The 17966-nt window shown below is 69.5% G+C and carries 15 protein-coding genes; 5 read left to right on the top strand and 10 right to left on the bottom strand.

Annotated elements, in window-relative coordinates:
• Positions 1-9: 9 nt before the first annotated feature.
• Positions 10-1089, bottom strand: a complete 1080-nt coding sequence (locus M6I34_RS14545) for a hypothetical protein (protein ID WP_272486398.1) — start codon at positions 1087-1089, stop codon at positions 10-12.
• A 496-nt stretch (positions 1090-1585) separates the two neighbouring features.
• Between M6I34_RS14545 and M6I34_RS14550 the strand changes: the two genes are divergently transcribed.
• The gene (locus M6I34_RS14550) at positions 1586-2812 is read left to right on the top strand and encodes a glycosyltransferase family 4 protein (protein WP_272486399.1); all 1227 of its coding nucleotides are present in this window, start codon (positions 1586-1588) and stop codon (positions 2810-2812) included.
• A 131-nt stretch (positions 2813-2943) separates the two neighbouring features.
• Here M6I34_RS14550 and M6I34_RS14555 read toward each other — a convergent pair whose 3' ends face one another.
• Positions 2944-4116, bottom strand: a complete 1173-nt coding sequence (locus tag M6I34_RS14555) for a hypothetical protein (protein WP_272486400.1) — start codon at positions 4114-4116, stop codon at positions 2944-2946.
• Positions 4117-4417: 301 nt separating this feature from the next.
• On the opposite strand from M6I34_RS14555, the gene M6I34_RS14560 reads away from it, so the two are divergent.
• Entirely contained in the window at positions 4418-4609 is a 192-nt protein-coding gene (locus M6I34_RS14560; protein ID WP_272486401.1) for a hypothetical protein, read from the top strand.
• A gap of 13 nt (positions 4610-4622) precedes the next feature.
• Here the strand turns inward: M6I34_RS14560 and M6I34_RS14565 are convergent, their stop codons facing one another.
• Both M6I34_RS14565 and M6I34_RS14570 read right to left on the bottom strand, forming a co-directional pair.
• Positions 4623-5717, bottom strand: a complete 1095-nt coding sequence (locus M6I34_RS14565) for a hypothetical protein (protein WP_272486402.1) — start codon at positions 5715-5717, stop codon at positions 4623-4625.
• Positions 5717-7219: an MBOAT family O-acyltransferase gene (locus tag M6I34_RS14570; protein ID WP_272486403.1), complete on the bottom strand. Its 1503-nt coding sequence runs from the start codon at positions 7217-7219 to the stop codon at positions 5717-5719. The genes M6I34_RS14565 and M6I34_RS14570 overlap by 1 nt, the downstream gene beginning before the upstream one ends.
• A 255-nt stretch (positions 7220-7474) precedes the next feature.
• Between M6I34_RS14570 and M6I34_RS14575 the strand changes: the two genes are divergently transcribed.
• A complete protein-coding gene (locus M6I34_RS14575) occupies positions 7475-9517 on the top strand; it encodes a PhoX family protein (protein WP_272486404.1) in 2043 nt (680 codons plus the stop codon).
• 118 nt (positions 9518-9635) lie between these two features.
• Here M6I34_RS14575 and glpD read toward each other — a convergent pair whose 3' ends face one another.
• Complete coding sequence (gene glpD / locus M6I34_RS14580) at positions 9636-11261, bottom strand: glycerol-3-phosphate dehydrogenase (RefSeq protein ID WP_272486405.1); 1626 nt, start codon at positions 11259-11261, stop codon at positions 9636-9638.
• A gap of 196 nt (positions 11262-11457) precedes the next feature.
• Here glpD and glpK point away from each other — a divergent pair, with 196 nt between their 5' ends.
• Positions 11458-12939, top strand: a complete 1482-nt coding sequence (gene glpK / locus M6I34_RS14585) for a glycerol kinase GlpK (RefSeq protein ID WP_272486406.1) — start codon at positions 11458-11460, stop codon at positions 12937-12939.
• A 62-nt stretch (positions 12940-13001) separates the two neighbouring features.
• Positions 13002-14228: a fumarylacetoacetate hydrolase family protein gene (locus tag M6I34_RS14590; protein ID WP_272486407.1), complete on the top strand. Its 1227-nt coding sequence runs from the start codon at positions 13002-13004 to the stop codon at positions 14226-14228.
• Positions 14229-14268: 40 nt separating this feature from the next.
• Here M6I34_RS14590 and M6I34_RS14595 read toward each other — a convergent pair whose 3' ends face one another.
• From M6I34_RS14595 to ychF, 5 genes are all read right to left on the bottom strand, one after another.
• Positions 14269-15018, bottom strand: coding sequence for an SIMPL domain-containing protein (locus tag M6I34_RS14595; protein ID WP_272486408.1), 750 nt, complete (start codon positions 15016-15018; stop codon positions 14269-14271).
• A gap of 80 nt (positions 15019-15098) precedes the next feature.
• Positions 15099-15878 (bottom strand): SDR family oxidoreductase, encoded by a 780-nt coding sequence (locus tag M6I34_RS14600; RefSeq protein ID WP_272486409.1) that lies wholly within the window; start codon positions 15876-15878, stop codon positions 15099-15101.
• Between the two features lie 57 nt (positions 15879-15935).
• Positions 15936-16196, bottom strand: coding sequence for a type II toxin-antitoxin system RelE family toxin (locus tag M6I34_RS14605; protein WP_272486410.1), 261 nt, complete (start codon positions 16194-16196; stop codon positions 15936-15938).
• Positions 16183-16422 (bottom strand): ribbon-helix-helix protein, CopG family, encoded by a 240-nt coding sequence (locus M6I34_RS14610; RefSeq protein WP_272486411.1) that lies wholly within the window; start codon positions 16420-16422, stop codon positions 16183-16185. The genes M6I34_RS14605 and M6I34_RS14610 overlap by 14 nt, the downstream gene beginning before the upstream one ends.
• 90 nt (positions 16423-16512) lie before the next feature.
• Positions 16513-17607 (bottom strand): redox-regulated ATPase YchF, encoded by a 1095-nt coding sequence (ychF, locus tag M6I34_RS14615; RefSeq protein ID WP_272486412.1) that lies wholly within the window; start codon positions 17605-17607, stop codon positions 16513-16515.
• Positions 17608-17966: the final 359 nt, after the last annotated feature.

Raw genomic sequence — 17966 nt, forward strand, 5'->3', positions numbered from 1 at the left:
CGTCCGGACTCAGCGGGGCGGCGGATTGGCGCGCAGCACGGCCTCGCTCATGGTGTGCATGACGTGCAGCTGCGGCTCGACGGTCACGTACTTGTGCCGCGAGGTGCCGATGCCCGGGTAGTAGGACACCGACACGCCCTTGGGCGGGTACCAGTCGGCGCCGATACCCAGCAGGAAGCGCGCGTACTGCCGGTCGTCCACCCCGTTGGGGTCGTTGAGCACCAGCTGCGAGTAGCACAGCACCAGCACTTCGGCGACGTCGTAGGGATCGATGTCGATCACCCCGCCGGTGTAGCCGTGCGGCACCCAGTAAGTGCCCGAGGAATCCAGCCCGCGCACCGGCATGGGCCTGACCGAGGTCGAGCCGTCGGACTCCTTGCGCAGGTCCAGAGCGTAGGACTCGAAGTTCGCCGAGCCGCGGAAGGTGGGCCGCCAGGCCTCGGCGGACTTGTCGTCGCGCTGGAACAGCCTGCGCCAGACGCCGGACTTGGACTTGATCCACAGCTCGTAGCCCCAGGTGCGCACCCGCGAGTTGCCGGTGTAGCCGGGCGCGTGGTTCGCGCCGTAGCGCTCGCCCAGGTAGACCTGGTCCCAGAGGTTGATCCGAGGCCAGCTCTGGATGTAGCGCATCGGATCGGACGAGCTCAGGTAGGCGAGTTGCTCCTGATAATCGGGGTTCTGTGTGGTGAAGGCGGCCGAAGTCGCGTACCGGCCCATGATGAGCACCGCGCGATCGGTCTGGGTCGAATACGAGACGGCACTGCGATGCAGGAGGCGGTCGTCGTTGGCTGCGTAGGAGCCGTCGGCCGCGCGCATGTCTCGCACCGCGACTTCTACCCACGAGGCGGCGGTCGAGGGCTTGGTCGCCGTCTTGACGGGCGTCGCGGTGGTCGAATCGGTCGCGGACGGACTCCTCACATCGCTCTCGGTCGGGCTCTTGAGGTCCGTGCTGGTCACCGTGGAACTCTGGGCGCTCTCGCCGGCGGTGGTCTGATCCGGAAGCGCTTGACCGTCCTGCGCGGTCGCGACGTTCGCCTCGGCGACGAGCGATTCGTCGAGCGTGCCGCCGCCGCTGCAGGCGGCGAGCATCAAGGATACGACCGCGGCGGCCAATCCGGTCCAGAGGCGACGCGAACCGGCGTTGGGTGAAACTCGGTCTGTCTGAAAGGGTTGGTGCTTCATATGGTGCTCTTGGAACGAACTTCGATGGGCCCAGGCTGCGGCCGGATGCCGAACGGCGACGCATCGTCTCGTCGGACGACGAAATCAGTCATCTGCCTGGTAATGCGTCGGATCGCCGGAAGGGCCGGCCCGTCACCGCCAGTGTCTGTTCCCGACGTTTGGCGGCGACCTGGGAACGGGGGAACTCTAGGTGCGGATTCGGGTCAGAATGTGGCGGCCGTGCGATAGTTCCAAGGCGGGAACGGCCGATCGCATGACTGCTTCCCAGCGGTCGTTCGGCGCACTCCAGCGGCGCCGGGGTGGTATAAGGATTCTTCTCGTCGTCGGGCAGAAAGTGCCTGACAAGGCCGGCGCGATGACTTGACCGTCAGCTTCCTGGCGATAGCTCTGCTGGACCCTACCGATGCCGAAAATCCTTCTCGTCAACAACTATCACTATCGGCGCGGCGGGGCCGACGTCGTGTACCTCGAGCAGGGACGACTCCTCCGAAAGATGGGGTGGAGCGTCGTCGAGCTCGCGATGAACCACCCGAAGAATGATCCGTCCGACTTCTCCCCGTACTTCACCGAGGAGATCGAGTTCGGCCACGACTACAGCGCGCTGACGAAGCTCCGGCACGCGGCCAAGATCATCTACTCGGCCGAAGCCGCGAAGAAGGTCAAGGAACTGATACGGGCCGAGCGCCCGGATCTCGTGCACGCGCACAACGTGTACCACCATCTGTCGCCGTCGGTGCTGCGGGCCGCCAGGCAGTGCGGCGTCCCCGTGTTCCTGACGACGCACGACCTGAAGCTGCTATGCCCGGCGTTCAGCATGCTCTCCGATGGACAGGTCTGCGAGGAGTGCCGGACGCGCGGCCGGTTCTCGGTCGTCCGCAAGCGTTGCCTGAAGGACTCGCTCGCGCTGAGCTCCCTCGTGTTCGTCGAGTCGGGGCTGCACGCGCTCTCGGGCATCTACCGCGACTCGATCGACCGGATGATCTCGCCGAGTCGTTTCTTCATCGACAAGTTCGGCGAGTGGGGCTGGGGCGGCGCGCCGTTCAGCTACGTGCCGAACTTCGTCGACGTCGAGGCGCTCCGGCCCTCGTACCCGCCGGGCGGCTACTTCCTGTACTTCGGGCGCTTGAGCAAGGAGAAGGGCCTGCATACCCTGGTTTCGGCAGCGGCGCTGGCCGGCGTCGAGCTCTGGCTCGTGGGAACCGGGCCGCTGGAAGCCGAACTGCGAGCGAGCGTCGAGATCTCGGGAGCGAACGTCAGGTTCTGCGGATTCCAGAGCGGCGAGGCGCTGTGGGACATCGTGCGGGGGAGCCGCGCAACGGTGCTGGCGTCGGAGTGCTACGAGAACGCTCCGCTATCGGTGCTCGAGGCCTATGCGTGCGGCAAGCCGGTCCTGGGCGCGCGAATCGGGGGCATACCCGAGCTGATCAGGCCCGGGCAGACCGGTGACCTGTTCGCGAGCGGCGACAGCGAGGGGCTTGCCGCACTCATGCGGCGATACGCCGAGATGTCGGCGGCCGAGATCGAAACGCAGGGCAGGGAAGCTCGCTCGTGGGTCGAGCAGGACTTCACGATCGAGCGGCACATCGCCAACGTGACCGGAGTCTACAGGCTGGCAGGCGCGGCGGTCTGAGCGACTCCCGGATGGCCCGCGCCGAGGGGCGCTCTCCGGGCGGGATGCGCGGCCAAGAAGAAGAACGGGGCCCTCGCAGGGCCCCGTAGCCACCGGTTCGCATCGCCCTGACGGACGATGCGGTGGTCGGATCAGGAGTCCGAGGTGTGGAACTCCCAGGTTCGGCTGACCGGGCGTCCGTTGACCGTCGCCTGGAAGGTCGCCCGGTACACCTTGTTCTCGCCCAGCGGCGCATTCGGGATCAGCGCCATCGAGGTCGGGAAGCGGAACACGTCGGATTCCTGCGCGGTCACGCCGCTCGCCAGCTGCATGCCGGCCGGCACCAGGATCGTGCCGGCGACGGGGCCCACGACGCTGCCGCCCGCGCCGTCGACCTCCTCGAGCCTGAACTGCTGGATCGTGATCGCGGAGGTCGCTATCGGAGCACCAGTGCCGGCGCCGGGAACCGCGTACGGCAGCGCATCGACGCTGGCCACGCTCACGAAGACCACGTGGCCGGGCTGATCGACGAAGCCGAGCGCCTCGTGGTCGCCCCAGTATCGGGTGAGAGTCTGGATCTTGCCGGGGTACGGATAGACCGAAGACGAGCCCGTCGGCGGCAGCTGCCAGATTCCGTCATCCTTCAGCGCGCCGATCATCACGCAGGAGTTCGTCGAGGTGTCGGGAACCAGCAGGCCCAGATCGCGCATGCCCGACGAGGCGAGTTCGACGCCGGGCAGCGAGCTGAAGATCGCCTTTGCGCAGAACTGGCCGGAAGGGATGTACGCGTAGGGGTTCGCGGCGAGGTCCGCCGAGATCGCCACCGAAACCTCGTAGCCGGCCTGGAGCAACTGCGAGGCGGCGTCGTCCTGCCACGCCTGGCGTTGCTGCGTCCGCTCGCCGGGATCGGTGCTCGGGGTGGGCAGCGAGTTGGCGAAGGAGCTCGCGAAGGCGTCGAGCGTGGTGTCCTGTGTCAGCAGTCCGACGCCGAAGGCGCCTTCCTCCTCGGTGCGCATCTGGCTGCGCCAGCTCTGGATCAGCTGGTAAGCGGTCAGGGCTGCGTTGGTGTAGGTCGAGCCCTCGTCCACGTTGTCGACGAGATTGGCGGCGGGAACCAGAGGCGCTGCCGGCAGCCCCGGGGTGATCGTTCCCACCTCATCGCTGTTGGTGCCGCTGCTGGTGCCGGGGGCCGCAGTCGGCGTGGAGGGGGTGGTCGGCGTGGTGGGGGCGACAGGGGTCGTCGTCGAATCGCCGCCGCCACCGCCGCAGCCGGCGAAGGCGGCCGAGATGGCGATGACGAGCAAACCGAGCTTGAACGAGGGCATTGGGTGCTTCTCCAAATTGAGTGGCGAGGAGTCTCTCGGGACTCTGGCCGAATCATATTTCATGGACTGCTTGGCCGAAGAGGCAATTCCGCACATTGGATGCGCGCGGCCCGAGGCGGCTTCGGCTGGCAGCCCGCCTTAAGAGGATCGCCTGCACTTGGAACTCGGTCGATCCGTGGTGTCCGCGCATCGTTCAGGGGGTATTCCCACTTGTCACTCCCCCCGTTCGAGGGGTAGGTTTCGCATCAGGAAATAGCCATCAGGCCATTTCAGAAGAATCAAGGGCTTGGGAGGGGACGTGATGGAATGGCTTCAGGTTGGAGCCACGTTCGCGCTCGTCGCAGTCTGGATCTCGGCCGTCGTCGCGGTGCTGGCGCTGTTGTCCGGCGGGAGGCGCGACGACGAAGAGGATCCCTTCGCCTCGACGCCTCCGGGAGGCCATCGAGCGTTGTCTGCGAACTTGCAGCCGCAGGCCGGGGAGCCCGGCGAGTGAGCGCCGCAACGGGCTAGTGCGCTGTACCGGTGGAGACGTGCTCGCCCCGCTCGAGCGCCCTTGCCGCTGCCGCCGCCGCGAGCCGGTGGCCGGTCGCGTTCCAGTGCCAGTCTTCGGGGGAGTGGTCGACCCGCTCCCGGGTCCTGGCGAAGTGCTCGGCAAACACATCGGCCATTCGCACCGTCTTCATGCCCGATGCGCGCGCCTCGCGGGCGAGCAGTTCGAGGGCCAGGCCATCCCGCGTTCGGCAGCTTCGCGGGCCCTCGCGTCCGGGGCCGGCGTAGATCGCCCGGCGTGCGGACTGCGAGTCGAACACGAGCACGATTCTTTCTGGCGACAGCCCTAACGCCTCCGGGAGCTTGTCCGAGAAGGCGCGAACCACGGCCTCGTCTCCGCTGGAGAGCCGATCGTCCGCGCATCCGACGCTCTCGTCGTGCAGGTGCGACTTGAACAGTGTGTTCAGGTTCAGCTTGAGATTGCCCCGCGCGTAACGAAAGAGCGCCAGCTCCCGCAGGGTCTTCTTGAGCGGGCTGCGCAACTCGTCGGGCTGGAGCGCCACGGCCTCATCGGCCCTATCGGGCGTCCAGAAGAAGTGGCCCGGATGCCCGAAGAAGCCCTCGACGAAGTCCCCCTCGCTGACGACGACCACGGCCCCTTCCACCTTGTAGCGGTCGGCAACCAGCCTGGCCACGCCGAGGTAGTCGGGCAACGCGGAACTCCCGATCCCGAAGTTGTAGACGGCGACGCCTTCGCGCACGCGCTTCGCGAGCTGGGCCTGGATCGTCGCCGGGTAGGGATTCATCAGCGACTCGACGTAGCTGTCGCCGAGCACGGCGACGATCGGCGTGCCGGCCACGTAGTCGAAGGGCGCCACATAGCCGGAGGAGTTCGTGTGGCTGTACGTCCGGTGGGTCATGTCCCAGCCGGCGGACCATGTCAGGTCGGTGTTGGGAACGAGGTGATGCACCGGCCAGGCTTCGTCGGGATCGGCCGCGCGAATCCCGTTCTGGATCGGCAGGATCCGCAGAACGGCCTCGAGCACGGCCAGTGCCGCGACGAAGCCGATCGCCGTGCCGGCGAGCATGCGGAAGTATCGACGCAGCTTCATCAGAAGTTGAAGTAGATGAACTCGGTGACGTCGCGCGACGCCGAGATCAGCGCGAGCATCACGATCGCCACGGTCGATGCACCCACGGTTGCGCCGAACGCGAGGTCGCCGACGCGAGACGCCGCGAGCCGCTCGACGTGCGGGCGGAGCCGTCGATCGACCAGCTCCTGCGAATTCGGCGCGATCAGGGTCGCCGCAAGGGCCGCCAGGAGCAGGAACCACGTCGAAGCGACGGGCGGGGGAATCGCCGGCGACTGCGCGGCTTCCTGAAGGCCGCCCATCGCGAGGAGGACGTTCGTGGCGTCGGCAAAGCTGGATGCCCGGAAGAAGACCCACGCGATCATCACGCAGAGCAGCGTGAGTGCCGTCGATGCGACTGCGCCGCACCGCCTGGCCGCAGGCGACGCGGCGAAGCGGGCCCGCGGCAGGAAGCGCTCGCTCGCGTGGCGCCATCCGTGATTGAGGACCAGGAACGCCCCGTGCAAGGCGCCCCACGCCACGAAGGTCCAGGAAGCGCCGTGCCACAGGCCGCCCAGAAGCATCGTGATGGCCAGGTTCACGTAGCGGCGCACGACGCCCCGCCGGTTTCCGCCCAGGGCCACGTACAGGTAGTCGCGCAGGAACCGCGAGAGCGTCATGTGCCAGCGCCGCCAGAAGTCGACGATGCTGCGCGCCTTGTAAGGGGAATTGAAGTTGTAGGGGAGCCTGACGCCGAAGAGCAGCGACAGGCCGATTGCCATGTCCGAGTAGCCGGAGAAGTCGTAGTAGATCTGGACCGTGTAAGCCAGGATGCCCTCCCACGCGGTCGCGAAGCCCAGGGGCCCCGCATTCGCCGCGTCGAAGACGCCGTTCGCTATCGGCGCCGCGCTGTCCGCGACGAGGACCTTCTTGGCGAGCCCTATGCCGAGGAAGGCGAGCCCGAGCACGATGTTGGTCACGTCGGGCCGGTAGGTCTCCCTTCGCGCGAACTGCGGCATCATCTCCGCGTGGTGCAGGACCGGGCCTGCGATAAGGTGCGGAAAGTAGGTCACGAACAGCGCGTAATGGAGCGGATTGCGCTCACGGACCTTGCCGGCGTAGGAGTCGACCAGGTAGGCGATCTGGGTGAACGTGAAAAACGAGATCCCGATCGGCAGGGCGACGTCGACGGGTTGGATCGACAGATTGGCGATCGCGGAAACGGTCCCGAGCAGGAAGTTCGCGTACTTGTAGTACGCGAGCAGGCCGAGGTTGACTGCAACCGCCCCGGCCAGCAGGCGCTTCCTGGTCAGGACGGAGTCGTCGGTCGCGCTTTGGATTGCGCGTCCGGCAATGTAGTTGAACGTGATCGACCCCATCAGCAGGGGCAGGTCCTGAAGCCTCCAGAAGCCGTAGAAGAAGAGTGAGGCCAGGGTCAGCCACGCCGCCGCGAACCCGGCCCCAAGGAAGCGGGCGACCAGGAAGAAGCCGGCCAGCACGATCGGCAGGTACAGGAAGAGGAACTCGCCTGAAGAGAAGAGCATTCTTTAGCGGGGCCGGCCGTTGTCCGAAGCCTCGAGGGTGGCGTGGGGGTTGCCTGTGCAGACTCACGCTCATTCTAGGGTCGCCGCCGCCCGCCGCGTGTGCGAAATCTCAATGATCGGCCTGGCGAGCAGGGGCGCGCCGCCGGGCCGGCCGCAATCCTTCCGTAACCGATCGGAAACCGATTCTTCGCGGAACCGTCATCGCCGCTCCCTAGCATCCGTGCAGGTTCATCCAACCGGCCACGGAGCAGGAACATGCACTTCGACAACGACGACATCCCGAGCAACCCGTCCTCCAACCCCAGCCTGCAACAACTCGTCCAGCGCGCGATCTCGCGCCGGACGGTCCTGAAGTCCGGCCTCGGCATCGCGGCGCTGCCCTTCTTCGGCGGCCTGGCGGCCTGCGGCAGCGGCGGCGATTCCGGCACGCCGGCCGCCGTCGTCGAGCAGCTCAAGCCGCTGAAGAACGCGTTCGTGCCGCTGCCCGCGTCCAGCGGCCACGAGGTCGTCGTACCCGAGGGCTACGTGGCCGACGTGCTCTATCGCTGGGGCGATCCGCTGAAGAGCTCGGCCGCCTACACGTGGCGGGGCGACGCCACGGAGGGCTGGATCGAGCAGGAAAACCAGGCGGGCGACAACCACGACGGGATGAGCTACTTCCCGCTAGCGAAGAACGCCGACGGGGCCAGCGAGTCGGGACTGCTGGTCATGAACCACGAGTACGTCAACTACGAGTACTTCTTCGCGCCCGACACCGATCCGGCCAACTGGCTCGAGCCCTGGAACGCAGACAAGGCGAAGAAGGCGCAGGCCGCCCACGGCGTCTCGGTCGTCGAGGTGCGCCGTGCCCGGGACGGCCGCATGTCGTACGTGCCCGACTCGCAGTACAACCGCCGGATCACCGGCTACACCGAGATCGACATCACCGGACCCGCGGCAGGTGCCGACGCGCTGCGCACCTCGGCCGACCCGACCGGCACTCGGGTGCTCGGCACGCTGAACAACTGCGCCAACGGCAAGACGCCTTGGGGCACCTACCTGACCTGCGAGGAGAACTTCAACGGCTACTTCGGCTCGACCGATCCGGCCTACGCGCGGACCGACCTCGAGAGGCGCTACGGCGTGAGCACGTCGAGCGGCTATCGCTGGCACGAGGTCGACGAGCGCTTCGACATCAGCAAGAACCCGAACGAGCCGAACCGCTTCGGCTGGATCGTCGAGATCGACCCCTACGACCCGGAGAGCAAGCCGCGCAAGCGCACCGCGCTGGGCCGCTTCAAGCACGAGAACGCCGAGGTCGTCGTCGCGAAGGACGGGCGCGTCGTCGTGTACATGGGCGACGACCAGGCGAACGACTACATCTACAAGTTCGTCTCGGACGGCAAGTACGACCCGTCGGGCACGAGCTTCGACAGCAACCTGCTCGACTCCGGAACGCTGTACGTGGCCAGGTTCGACGCAGGCGATGTGACCGGCGACTTCAAGGGGACAGGCGAGTGGCTTCCCCTGGTCCAGGGCCGGGGCCCGCTGACCGACGCCAACGGCTTCGCGACCCAGGCCGACGTGCTGATCAACGCCCGCGGGGCCGCGGACCTGCTCGGCGCGACCAAGATGGACCGGCCGGAGTGGATCGCGGCGAACCCGAGGTCGCTCGGCGAGGTCTTCTGCACGCTGACCAACAACAGCGGCCGCACCGCCACCGACGACGCCAACCCGCGCGCGGCCAACCGCTTCGGCCAGATCGTCCGCTGGAACGAGGCGGGCGGCGATCCGACCGCCACGAGCTTCGAGTGGGACCTGTTCCTGATCGCTGGCAACCCGATCGCATTCCCCGACCGCAGCGACCTGAACTCGGGCTCTGCGATCATCACCGCCGAGAACACGTTCAACAGCCCCGACGGGCTGGCCTTCGACTACGACGGCAGGCTGTGGATCCAGACCGACGGGAATTTCTCGAACACCGGTCGCCACGAGGGGCAGGGCAACAACCAGATGCTGGTCGCCGACCTGAAGACCGGGGAGCTCCAGCGCTTCCTGGTCGGTCCCAGCGGCTGCGAGGTGACTGGCCTGGCATTCACGCCCGACATGCGGACGATGTTCGTGAACATCCAGCACCCGGGCGAGATCGGCAGCCATCCGGATGCGCCGAAGAAGCCGGACGGCAGCGTCTACGGCGACAACGACATCGCGCGCGACCCGACGGCGTTCACCAGATGGCCGGACGGCGCCACGGCAGGCCGGCCGCGCTCGGCGACGGTGGTCGTTCGCCGCGCGGATGGTCGGAAGCTGCTGGGCTGAGCGCCTGCGGGCCCCGGCGCCCCGGGGCATTCGCCCGGGGCAGCTCGGGGAACCGCATTGTCGTGACGCGGGCTGCGGGCCTTCGGGCCTTGCCGCCCGTCTTCGTCTGCGCGCGGCCTCAGCGGGCGGGACGGTTGGCCTGCAGCCAGTCCTCGATTCTCGCGAGTTCGGCCGGCGCCAGCCGCAAGCCGAGCTTCGTCCGCCTCCAGGCGACGTCCTCGGCGCTGCGGGCCCACTCCTCGCGCACCAGGTAGCGAAGCTCGACTTCGTAGAGGCCGGGCGCGACCTCGCTGCCCAGGCCTTCGAGCGACCTCGCGTCGCCGACGATCCGGTCGAGCCGCGAGCCGTACAGCCGCGCCCAGCGCTGCAGCAAGGGCGCGGGCAGCCACGGCAGTAGCGCGGCCTTCGCCAGCGCGAAGCTCGCGAAGTCGCGCTCCGGCTGCCCGGTCTCGCGGATCGAACCCGATAGGTCGCCGCCCGGAAGCTTCGCGCCGCCGGTCCACCCCGGCGCGTGCGTGCCGAGTTCCGGCGCCAGCAGGTCGACCGCTTCCTCGGCCAGCTTGCGGAAGGTCGTGATCTTGCCGCCCCACACGGTCAGCAGCGGCGCGGGCACGCGTTCGAGCTCGAGCAGGTAGTCTCGGGTCACCGCCGACGGGTCGCCCGCCTCGTCGTCGAGCAGCGGGCGCACGCCCGAGTAGCTCCAGACCACGTCCGACGGGGAGACTTCTGCCTTGAAGCAGCGCCCGGCGAGCTCGCAGAGATAGGCGACCTCGGCCTGGTCGGCGCGAACGCGTCCCGGGTCTTCGTGATGCTCGACGTCGGTCGTGCCGATCAGCGTGAAGTCCTGCTCGTAGGGGATCGCGAACACGATCCGCTTGTCGGCGTTCTGGAAGATGTAGGCCATGTCGTGGTCGAACAGCCTCGGGACCACGATGTGGCTGCCGCGAATCAGGCGCAGGCCGCGCTTGCTGCGCCGGCCCAGGCCTTCGCTCAGGAACTGCATCGCCCACGGGCCGGCGGCGTTGACCAGCGCGCGCGCGTGGACCGTGCGCTCGACAGAGCCGCCGGCGCTCTTTCCCGCAGAGGGGCCGTCGGCTTCCTCGCGCCCGATCGGGGCGGCCGCGCTGTCGTCGCGCAGCCGAACCCGCCACCCCCCGGCGGCCGGCTCCGCGCCGGTCACCCGGGTTCGGGTCAGCACGGTGGCGCCGCGGTCGGCCGCGTCGCGCGCGGCGAGCACCACCAGCCGCGCGTCGTCAACCCAGCCGTCGGAATAGACGAAGGCCCTGGAGAAGCGCGGCTTCAGCGGCTCGCCGGCCGGGTGGCCGGCCAGGCGGATCGCCTCGGAGGCCGGCAGCACCTCCCGGCGCGCCAGATGGTCGTAGAGCCAGATACCCAGCCGGATCATCGAGGCCGGTCGCATCGACGGATCGTGCGGCATCACGAAGCGCAGCGGCCACATGATGTGCGGGGCCGAGCGCAGCAGCACCTCGCGCTCGGCCAGCGCCTTGCGGACCAGGCCGAACTCGTAGTGCTCGAGGTAGCGCAGCCCGCCGTGGATCAGCTTGGTCGAGGCCGACGAGGTGTGCGCGGCGAGGTCGTCCTTCTCGGCCAGCACGACCGACAGCCCGCGGCCGGCCGCGTCGCGCGCGATGCCGGCGCCGTTCACGCCGCCGCCCACGACCAGCAGGTCGCAGCGCTGGGGCACATCGGAGGATGGAAGGGCGCTCGGCGGGGTGGCAGGCATGCAGGCTCGGCGGGTTCCGCGATTCGCTGGGCGGCGGTCCTGGCGGGTCCAGGGATTCTAGCCAGCGCCCGCGGGCGGCGCGAGTCGGTTCCTGGCCTGCGCGAAGCGAATTAAGATCGCGCGACGACGGCCGGCGGAAGCGGCCCGGGCGGCATCCGCCCGCGGCCTGACGCGCGCCCGTCGCGGGAGACCCTCGATGAGATACCTGCTCGCCCTCGACCAGGGCACCTCCAGTTCGCGCAGCATCGTCTTCGACGAGACCGGGCGGATCGTTTCGCAGGCGCAGCGCGAGTTCCGCCAGCACTATCCGCGGCCGGGCTGGGTCGAGCACGATCCGCTCGAGATCTGGACCACGCAGCTAGAGACCGCGCGCGAGGCGCTGGCGGCGGCGAAGCTGCGGGCCGGCGACGTGGCGGCGATGGGCATCGCCAACCAGCGCGAGACCACCGTTGTCTGGGAGCGCGCGACCGGCCGCCCGGTGCACCCGGCGATCGTCTGGCAGGACCGGCGCGGCGAGCCGGCCTGCGAGAGGCTCAGGCAGGCCGGGCTGGCACCGCTGATCGCCGAGCGCACCGGCCTGATCGTCGACTCCTATTTCTCCGGCACCAAGATCCAGTGGATCCTCGACGAGGTGCCCGGCGCGCGCGATGCCGCCGGGCGCGGCGAGCTGGCCTTCGGCACGATCGACAGCTGGCTGGTCTGGCAGCTCACCGGCGGGCGGCTGCACGTGACCGACGTCAGCAACGCATCGCGCACGATGCTCTACGACATCCGCCGCGGCGCCTGGGATGACGAGCTGCTCGCCGCGATGCGGGTGCCGCGCCAGATGCTGCCCGAGGTGCTGCCGTCGAGCCACGCGTTCGGCGAGACCGACGCCACGCTGCTCGGCGCGCCGGTGGCGATCGGCGGCATCGCCGGCGACCAGCAGGCGGCGCTGTTCGGCCAGGCTTGCTTCGAGGCCGGCATGGCCAAGAACACCTACGGCACCGGCTGCTTCATGCTGATGCACACCGGCGAGCGCTTCGAACCCTCGCGCAACGGCCTGGTCGCCACCGCGGCCGCGCAGCCCGCCGCGCAAAGGCAGTACGCGCTCGAGGGCAGCGTGTTCGTCGCCGGCGCCGTGGTCCAGTGGCTGCGCGACGGCCTGAAGGCGATCCAGAGCTCGTCCGACGTCGAGGCGCTGGCCGCCTCGGTGCCCGATTCCGGCGGCGTGGTGCTGGTGCCGGCCTTCACCGGCCTGGGCGCGCCCTACTGGCGCCCCGACGCCAGGGGGGCGATCACCGGGCTCACCCGCGGCAGCACGATCGCGCACGTGGCGCGCGCGGCGCTGGAGTCGATCGCCTTCCAGAGCGCCGCGCTGCTGCAGGCGATGCAGCGCGACAGCGGCGCGCCGATCACCGAGCTGCGGGTGGACGGCGGCGCCTGCGTCAACAACCTGCTGATGCAGTTCCAGGCCGACCTGCTCGGCATCCCGGTGGTGCGCCCCGGCGTGGTGGAAACGACCGCGCTGGGGGCCGCCTACCTCGCAGGGCTCGCGGCCGGCGTCTGGAGCGGATTGCCCGAGCTGTCGAGGCAGTGGCGCGAGGACCGGCGCTTCGTCCCGACGATGGACCGCGGGCGGGCCGCCGGGCTGATGCAGGCCTGGGAGCACGCGGTGCGGCAGGCCACCGCGGATTGAGCGATTCCGCCCGAGGCGGATAATGGCGGCCGACCAGAACAACGCACCCGCGGAGGACACGAATGAGCGCCGACATCGTCACCCTGACCCCTGCCGAGATCCTGCCCGACGACGGTTGCGCGGGCACGCTGGTCGGCCGCGCCTGGCTGCCGGCGGACCCGGCGGCGGGCGCGTCCCGGGCGGCGGCCGGGCCGGCGGTCGTCGCGATTCGCGCCGACGGCGTCTACGACCTGAGCGACACGGCGGCCACGATGTCCGGCCTGCTCGAGCGCGAGGACCCCGCGGCCGTCGTGCGGGCAGCGGCCGGCCGGCGCGTCGGCGGCCTGGACGAGATCCTCGCCAACACCGCGAAGGCCGCACCCGACCCGGCGCTGCCGCGCCTGCTCGCGCCCTGCGACCTGCAGGTGGTCAAGGCCGCCGGCGTCACCTTCGTCGACAGCATGCTCGAGCGCGTCATCGAGGAGCAGGCGCGCGGCGACGCGGCCCGCGCCGAGGCGGTCCGCGCCCGGGTGCGCTCGGTGATCGGCGACAACCTGTCGGCGGTGCGGCCCGGATCGGAGCAGGCCGCGAAGCTCAAGGCGGTGCTGATCGAGCAGGGCATGTGGTCGCAGTACCTGGAGGTGGGCATCGGCCCCGACGCCGAGGTCTTCACCAAGGCGCCGGTGCTGTCGGCGGTCGGGACCGGCGCCGAGATCGGCATCCACCCGAAGTCGGAGTGGAACAACCCGGAGCCCGAGGTGGTGCTGGCGGTGAACAGCCGCGGCCGCATCGTCGGCGCCTCGCTGGGCAACGACGTGAACCTGCGCGACTTCGAGGGCCGCAGCGCGCTGCTGCTCAGCAAGGCCAAGGACAACAACGCGTCCTGCGCGATCGGGCCCTTCATCCGCTTGTTCGACCAGACCTTCTCGCTCGACGACGTCCGGCGCGAGGACCTGGACCTGCGCGTCGAGGGCACCGACGGCTTCGTGCTGAGCGGCGCGAGCACGATGAAGCGGATCAGCCGCGACCCGGCCGACATCGCCGGCCAGACGCTGAACGAGAACCACCAGTACCCGGACGGCTTCATGCTGTTCCTGGGCACGCTGTTCGCGCCGACCGAGGACCGCGATGCGCCGGGCGCCGGCTTCACACACCACGTGGGCGACGTGGTCACGATCCGCAGCGCGCGGCTGGGCGCGCTGCGCAACCGGGTCACCACGTCGGATCGCGCGAGGCCCTGGGAGTTCGGGCTGCGCGCGCTGATCGCGAACCTGGCCGCGCGCGGGATGCTGGGCGAAGGGCGGGCCTGAGCGGCGGCGGCCGGACGGGATCGCCGGGCCGCCGCGGCGTTCAGCGCTCGAGCAGCACCGAGCCGCTGACGCCGACGCTGACCGTGGTGCGGCCCTCTGCCATCGGCATCGGTGCCGACTCTGCCACCTGGGCGCGCGCCATCGCCACGCGGGGAATCGGCTCGGGCCGCCCCGGCCCCGAGTCGCTGACCGACACCGCGCGCACCGCAAAGCCCTTGTAGCCGAGCGCCTGCGACGCGGCCTGCGCCTTGGCGCGGAAGGCTGCGACCGCGTCGGCGATCAGCTCTCGCTCGACCGCCTCGCGCGCCTCGCGGCTCAGGAAGTGGACGACCGACTCCACGTTCAGCGTGCCCGCCAGCTCTCCGACCAGCCGGTTGAAGTCCTCGGACGGCGCTGCGGTGACGCGGATCGCGCCGCGCGCGCGCCAGGCGACGATGCGCGAGTCCTTCCAGACCGGGTCGGTGCGGTAGCCGGCGCTCTGCACCTCGAGGTCCTTGCGGCCCTTCAGGCGCTCGAGCGCCGGGTTCAGCTGCTCGTTGACCCTGGCCTGCGCCTGGGCGGGCTGCGGCGCCTCGTGGTTCGCGTACAGCGTGACCGCCACGCGGTCCTGCGCGACCTCGCGCCAGGCTTCGGCGGACAGCGTGAGCTGCGGGAACTCGGGCATCGACGGCGCAGGCACGACGGCCACCGTCGGGGGCGAGGCGGCCTGCGCCGTGGCCGTCAGCGGCGCCCCGAGGGGCACGAGCAGGGCGGTAAGGGCGATTGCCCCCGCCAAGGATCCTCTTTGCATGTTCGGGCTCCGGTTCGATCCAGTTCGACGGTCCATTTCGATTCTCGGCGCAGTCCGTCGCCGGCGCTGGGCCGGCCTGCTCAGGATCCGCGGGTCAGCGTCACGCCGCCGTCGACGACCAGCGTCTCGCCGACCACGTAATCGCCGGCCCGCGAGGCCAGGTAGATCGCGGCGCCGGCCATGTCCTCGTCCTCGCCGACCCGGCGGGCGGGCACGCGCTTGGCGACGTCGTCGGCGTGGTCGCGCGCCTCGCGGTTCATCTCCGAGCGGAAGGGCCCCGGCGCGATCGCCGACATCACGATGTTGTCCTGCGCGAGCCGCAGCGACATCCGCTTGGTCAGGTGGATCAGGCCGGCCTTGCTGGCGGCGTACGAGTAGGTCTCCCAGGGGTTCACCGAGATGCCGTCGATCGAGGCGATGTTGATCACCTTGGCCGGGCGGGACTTCGCCGCGGCGCGCAGCTGCGGCGCGAGCGCCTGGGTCAGGAAGAAGGGCGACTTCAGGTTCAGGTCGACCACCTTGTCCCAGCCGCTCTCGGGGAACTCGTCGAAGGGCGCGCCCCAGGCGGCGCCGGCGTTGTTGACCAGCACGTCGAGCGCGGGCTCGCGCTTCGCGATTTCGGCGGCCAGCGCCTTGGCGCCTTCGACCGTGGACACGTCGGCCGGGATCGACACGCACTCGCCGAGCTTCGACAGCTCGGCAGCGGTGGCGTCGCAGGCCTCGGCCTTGCGCGACGAGATGTACACGCGCTTCGCGCCGGCGGCCAGGAAGCCGGTCGCGATCATCTTGCCGATGCCGCGCGAGCCGCCGGTGACCAGCGCGACGCGGCCGGCGAGGGAGAAAAGTTCGTGGGTGTTCATCGTGGTCTCCTTGGAGTCGTGGGATCGGAAAGCACCGTGCGGCGGTCGCGATGCGCGTCAGCCGCGATAGACCTCCCGGCGATGGCCGACGCGAATCACCTCGACCACGATCCGCTCGTCGTCGATCGAGTAGACGATCCGGTAGATGCCTTGCCGGACGCGGAAGAGCTCTGTGCCGCCGAGCCCCTGGCAGCCAGGCGGGCGCGGGTCGTCGCGCAGCGCCTCGATCCGGTCGAGGATTCGCCGGACGTCGGCCGCCGGCACGCCTCGCAGGTCCTTGCTGACCGACGCCTTGAACCGCAGTTCAAAGCGTGCCATCGGCCTTCAGTTTCTTCAGGAAGGCTTCGTAGGTGATCGTGGGCTCGGCCGCTCGGAGCTCGACGGCGGCCAGGTCCTCCTGGTCTTCGCGAAGCGATTCGCGCACCGCTTCGTTGACGAGTTCCGAGATCGAGCGGCCGGTGCTGGCCGCCTTCAGGCGGACGGCGCGATGCAGCTCCGAGTCGAGGTAGATCGTGGCCCGGGTGGTCGAGGTTTCCATCTGCATGGCCTGTCGGGTTCGATCGACCATTTTCGGTCGGCGGCGCTTTGACGTCAAGTCGTCATGACGCCTTGCCGTCGAGCGCAGGGCCGGTCGTCAGACGTTGAACCTGAAGTGCATCACGTCGCCGTCCTTGACGACGTAGTCCTTGCCCTCGAGCCGCATCTTGCCTTTCTCCTTCGCGCCGGACTCGCCGCCGCAGGCGACGAAGTCGTCGTAGGCGATGGTTTCGGCGCGGATGAAACCGCGCTCGAAGTCGGTGTGGATCACGCCGGCGGCCTGTGGGGCGGTGGCGCCGACCGGCACGGTCCAGGCGCGGACTTCCTTCTCGCCGGCGGTGAAGTAGGTCTGCAGGCCGAGCAGCGCGAAGGCCGCGCGGATCACCCGGTTCAGGCCCGGCTCGTCCATGCCCATGTCTTCCAGGAACACCGCCTTGTCCTCGTCGGACATGTCGGCGATCTCGGCCTCGATCGCCGCGCACACCGGCACCACGATCGAGTTCTCGGCCTCGGCGTGCTTGCGCACCGCATCCAGGTACGGGTTGTCCTCGAAGCCGCCCTCGCGCACGTTGGCCACGTACATCGTGGGCTTGGCGGTGATCAGGCAAAGCGGCCTGAGCACCGCCTTCTCTTCCTCGTACAGGTCGAGCGAGCGCACCGGCTTCGCCTCGTTGAGCACCGTCATGCACTTCTCGAGCACCGCCACCAGACGCTGCGCTTCCTTGTCGCCGCCGGCGCGCGCCTGCTTGCCGTAGCGGAGCAGCGCCTTCTCGACCGTGGCCATGTCGGCCAGCGCGAGCTCGGTGTTGATCACCTCGATGTCTGACAGCGGATCGATCTTCCCGCTCACGTGGACCACGTTCTCGTCCTCGAAGCAGCGAACCACGTGCACGATCGCGTCGGTCTCGCGGATGTTGGCCAGGAACTGGTTGCCCAGGCCCTCGCCCTTCGACGCGCCGGCCACCAGGCCCGCGATGTCGACGAATTCCACGGTGGCCGGCAGCACCCGCTGCGGCTTCACGATCCCGGCCAGCTTGTCGAGCCGCGGATCCGGCACCTCGACGATGCCCACGTTGGGCTCGATCGTGCAGAACGGATAGTTCTCGGCCGCGATGCCGGCCTTGGTCAGCGCATTGAACAGGGTCGACTTGCCGACGTTGGGCAGGCCGACGATGCCGCATTTCAGGGACATTGGGAAAGGCTCCAGGCGGGCCGCGAGCCGGCGCGCGGTCGTGCTGCGCGCCGAGCGGCCGAAATCGTCGAAACCGCGATTGTCTCAGGTTCGCGCAATGTGCCGGGTCGCGGGGGCGGGGCGGGCGGACCGACCCGCGCCGTGTCGGGTTTGAAGAGCTCGTCGGGCGGCGGTCGCGGCTTCCCGCGCCGTGTGCAAGCCGAGCGCCACCGAAAGAAATTTCGCGGGACCCGCTCGCCGCGGGGCGAAGCCCCCTGCGAGGCGGGTGCGAAATTTCGAGGTGGGCGAGGGAAGCCCCGCCGAAGGCGGGGCCGCAGCACCCGGCGCGGGAAGCCGCGACCGCCGCCCGACGAGCCCGC

This window comes from Zeimonas sediminis (genome assembly GCF_023721795.1).
Taxonomy (GTDB): Bacteria; Pseudomonadota; Gammaproteobacteria; order Burkholderiales; family Burkholderiaceae_E; genus Zeimonas; species Zeimonas sediminis.

What these genes read in the sequence shown, in the direction of transcription:
- M6I34_RS14575 (WP_272486404.1), top strand. Translation starts at nt 7,475, where the DNA reads ATGCACTTCGACAACGACGACATCCCGAGCAACCCGTCCTCCAACCCC.
- M6I34_RS14555 (WP_272486400.1), bottom strand. Translation starts at nt 4,116, where the DNA reads ATGCCCTCGTTCAAGCTCGGTTTGCTCGTCATCGCCATCTCGGCCGCC.
- M6I34_RS14565 (WP_272486402.1), bottom strand. Translation starts at nt 5,717, where the DNA reads ATGAAGCTGCGTCGATACTTCCGCATGCTCGCCGGCACGGCGATCGGC.
- glpK (WP_272486406.1), top strand. Translation starts at nt 11,458, where the DNA reads ATGAGATACCTGCTCGCCCTCGACCAGGGCACCTCCAGTTCGCGCAGC.
- M6I34_RS14545 (WP_272486398.1), bottom strand. Translation starts at nt 1,089, where the DNA reads ATGCTCGCCGCCTGCAGCGGCGGCGGCACGCTCGACGAATCGCTCGTC.
- ychF (WP_272486412.1), bottom strand. Translation starts at nt 17,607, where the DNA reads ATGTCCCTGAAATGCGGCATCGTCGGCCTGCCCAACGTCGGCAAGTCG.
- M6I34_RS14570 (WP_272486403.1), bottom strand. Translation starts at nt 7,219, where the DNA reads ATGCTCTTCTCTTCAGGCGAGTTCCTCTTCCTGTACCTGCCGATCGTG.
- M6I34_RS14600 (WP_272486409.1), bottom strand. Translation starts at nt 15,878, where the DNA reads ATGAACACCCACGAACTTTTCTCCCTCGCCGGCCGCGTCGCGCTGGTC.
- glpD (WP_272486405.1), bottom strand. Translation starts at nt 11,261, where the DNA reads ATGCCTGCCACCCCGCCGAGCGCCCTTCCATCCTCCGATGTGCCCCAG.
- M6I34_RS14610 (WP_272486411.1), bottom strand. Translation starts at nt 16,422, where the DNA reads ATGCAGATGGAAACCTCGACCACCCGGGCCACGATCTACCTCGACTCG.
- M6I34_RS14595 (WP_272486408.1), bottom strand. Translation starts at nt 15,018, where the DNA reads ATGCAAAGAGGATCCTTGGCGGGGGCAATCGCCCTTACCGCCCTGCTC.
- M6I34_RS14550 (WP_272486399.1), top strand. Translation starts at nt 1,586, where the DNA reads ATGCCGAAAATCCTTCTCGTCAACAACTATCACTATCGGCGCGGCGGG.
- M6I34_RS14560 (WP_272486401.1), top strand. Translation starts at nt 4,418, where the DNA reads ATGGAATGGCTTCAGGTTGGAGCCACGTTCGCGCTCGTCGCAGTCTGG.
- M6I34_RS14590 (WP_272486407.1), top strand. Translation starts at nt 13,002, where the DNA reads ATGAGCGCCGACATCGTCACCCTGACCCCTGCCGAGATCCTGCCCGAC.
- M6I34_RS14605 (WP_272486410.1), bottom strand. Translation starts at nt 16,196, where the DNA reads ATGGCACGCTTTGAACTGCGGTTCAAGGCGTCGGTCAGCAAGGACCTG.